The organism is Hyphomicrobium sp., from assembly GCF_036780825.1.
In the GTDB taxonomy this organism is placed as follows: domain Bacteria; phylum Pseudomonadota; class Alphaproteobacteria; order Rhizobiales; family Hyphomicrobiaceae; genus Hyphomicrobium_C.
Genome location: NZ_DAIQCD010000050.1, coordinates 10,582 through 12,770 on the forward strand (window position 1 = coordinate 10,582; position 2,189 = coordinate 12,770).

Consider the following 2,189-nt stretch of genomic DNA (forward strand, 5'->3'; position numbering starts at 1 on the left):
CTAGGGAGAAGGCTTCCTGAACAGGGCCTCGGCCGCGCTTTCGTGTGCGCGCTTCCTCTCGAGCTCGGCTTTGACGCGCTCGATCTCGGCGGCGAAGGCGTCAAGGCGCCCCTCGAGTTCGGCCACCGACAGCGTTTCGAGATTTTCCCCGATGGCGGCAGACTGCGCCGGCGTGAGGCGATGTTCGTCCCAATCCATGGCCTTCTCTCCCGTCGTTTTTGGGGTGAGCCTGACACTTTCGCGCGCTCCTCTCAAGCGCTCGGGTTGTACGGCAGGATCGCGGCGGCTATGCACGCAGCAGGATCGTTCCGAGGAGCCTCTCATGACGCAACTGCCCGCCACCATGACCGCCATCGCCATCCACGGCAAAGGCGGCCCCGAGGCGCTCGTGGCCGAGGAGCGCCCCGTGCCCATGCCAGGACCGGGGCAGGTGCTGATCAAGGTGGCAGCAGCCGGCGTCAACCGCCCGGACGTCATGCAGCGGAAAGGACTTTATCCGGCGCCGAAGGGCCATTGCGATCTTCCGGGCCTCGAAGCGGCCGGCACCGTTGCCGCCGTGGGCGAAGGTGCCGCGCGCTTCCAGGTTGGCGATCGCGTCCTGGCGCTGCTCAACGGAGGCGGCTATGCCGCGTTCGCACTTGCCGAGGAGCCGGCGACGCTGCCCATCCCCGAGAGCGTCTCGATGATCGAGGCGGCCGCTATTCCGGAGACGTTCTTCACCGTCTGGCACAACGTATTCGAGCGTGGCGCGCTCAAGGCCGGCGAGTGGTTTCTCATCCATGGAGGCACGAGCGGCATCGGCGTCACCGCCATTCAGCTTGCCAAGGCGCGCGGCGCCAAGGTCATCGCCACCGCCGGCTCGGCAGCAAAGTGCGAGGCGTGCATCAAACTCGGGGCCGAGCGCGCCATCGACTACACGTCGGAGGACTTCGTCGAAGTGGTGAAGGCCGAGACGGAAGGGCGGGGCGTCGATGTCATTCTCGACATGGTGGGTGGCGACTACGTGGACCGCAACATCCGCTCGCTGGCCGAGGATGGCCGGCTCGTCAATATCGGCTATCAGGCGGGATCGAAAGTGACCGTCGACATGATGCGCGTCATGCTAAAACGCCTGACGCTCACCGGCTCGACGCTGCGCATCCGGCCGACGTCCGTGAAAGGCGCCATCGCACGCGCGGTCGAAGCTCATGCCCTGCCGCTGGTGGCCGATGGCAAGGCCCGCATCGTCATCGACAGCACTTTCCCGTTGGCCGAGGCGGCCCGCGCCCACGAGCGCATGGAGACCAGCCAGCACATCGGAAAGATCGTGCTCACGGTCGCTTGACGGTTTTGAGCGAGACGCTTCCTTGCGCGGAGGCGTGCCCCGACAGAAGCTGTCGGCGCTTTTTGCCCGGGCCCATCCGATGAGCTGCATTTAACGCATCGCGGCACGAAGGATTGCGAGGCCTCTCAGCGATCCGTCGTCGAAGTCTCGGCCTTTTCCGGCTTGTCCTTGGTGGCTGCCTTTGCCTTGTCGGCGGCGACCTTGGTCTTCTTGCCGTCCTTGTCTTTTTTTGCCTCAGCGTCGGGCCCATAGTTCTTGGCGCATTGGCGGTGCAGGAACTTGTTGATCGACTTGATCATTGGCCGGTGGAAGATGCCGAGCGTATCCTCAAGCTTTGCGGCCGCCCAAATCGTCGATTTGACGTCGTCCGGGCCTTCGATGCTCTCGAGGTTGATCCAGACTTTGTCAGCCTTGCCGTTCTTGAAGGTCAGCTTCGGTGCGAGCCTCGCGGTCACGGGCTTGAGCTCGCCCTCCCGCTCGATGACGCAATTCACCTGATGTGGCGGCACACGCACTGTATGCTTCGGCTTGGTCAACGCGGCGAGGATGTCCTTACGCTCGAGCTTGAGATCAACGTTGCAGCGCGCATCGCCGAAGCCCCACGAGACGCCCTTACTTTTTCCCTCTTTCAGCGTCGACTTGGCCCAGGTTTTTTGGACGTCGCAGGCGAGATCATCTCCCGCCGGCGCTTTGTCGAGCACCATGGTGCAAAGCCGCTTTTCGCAGGCTTTGAGGGCCGGCTTCTCGCTCTCGAGTTCCTCGAGCGCGGCCGCGGGCAAGCAAGCGGCCAGCACCAGCAGACCGCCCGTCACACCTGCAAGGAGAAGTTTCGCGGCTCGCTTCTGCATGATGCTCACTCCTGGTG

The 2,189-nt window shown here is 64.1% G+C and carries 3 protein-coding genes; 1 reads left to right on the plus strand and 2 read right to left on the minus strand.

Features of this window, described 5'->3' with window-relative positions; all coding sequences use genetic code 11:
- Nucleotides 1-198, minus strand: a complete 198-nt coding sequence (locus tag V7P99_RS13950) for a DUF1192 domain-containing protein (protein WP_333795442.1) — start codon at nt 196-198, stop codon at nt 1-3.
- A 124-nt stretch (nt 199-322) separates the two neighbouring features.
- On the opposite strand from V7P99_RS13950, the gene V7P99_RS13955 reads away from it, so the two are divergent.
- On the plus strand, nt 323-1,324 hold the full coding sequence (locus tag V7P99_RS13955; protein WP_333795443.1) for an NAD(P)H-quinone oxidoreductase: 1,002 nt from the start codon (nt 323-325) through the stop codon (nt 1,322-1,324).
- Nucleotides 1,325-1,449: 125 nt separating this feature from the next.
- On the opposite strand, the gene V7P99_RS13960 is transcribed toward V7P99_RS13955, so the two are convergent.
- A complete protein-coding gene (locus V7P99_RS13960) occupies nt 1,450-2,172 on the minus strand; it encodes a hypothetical protein (RefSeq protein ID WP_333795444.1) in 723 nt (240 codons plus the stop codon).
- Nucleotides 2,173-2,189 lie beyond the last annotated feature (17 nt).

Coding starts and splice junctions, on each gene's coding strand:
- V7P99_RS13950 (WP_333795442.1), bottom strand. CDS start 198: ATGGATTGGGACGAACATCGCCTCACGCCGGCGCAGTCTGCCGCCATC.
- V7P99_RS13955 (WP_333795443.1), top strand. CDS start 323: ATGACGCAACTGCCCGCCACCATGACCGCCATCGCCATCCACGGCAAA.
- V7P99_RS13960 (WP_333795444.1), bottom strand. CDS start 2,172: ATGCAGAAGCGAGCCGCGAAACTTCTCCTTGCAGGTGTGACGGGCGGT.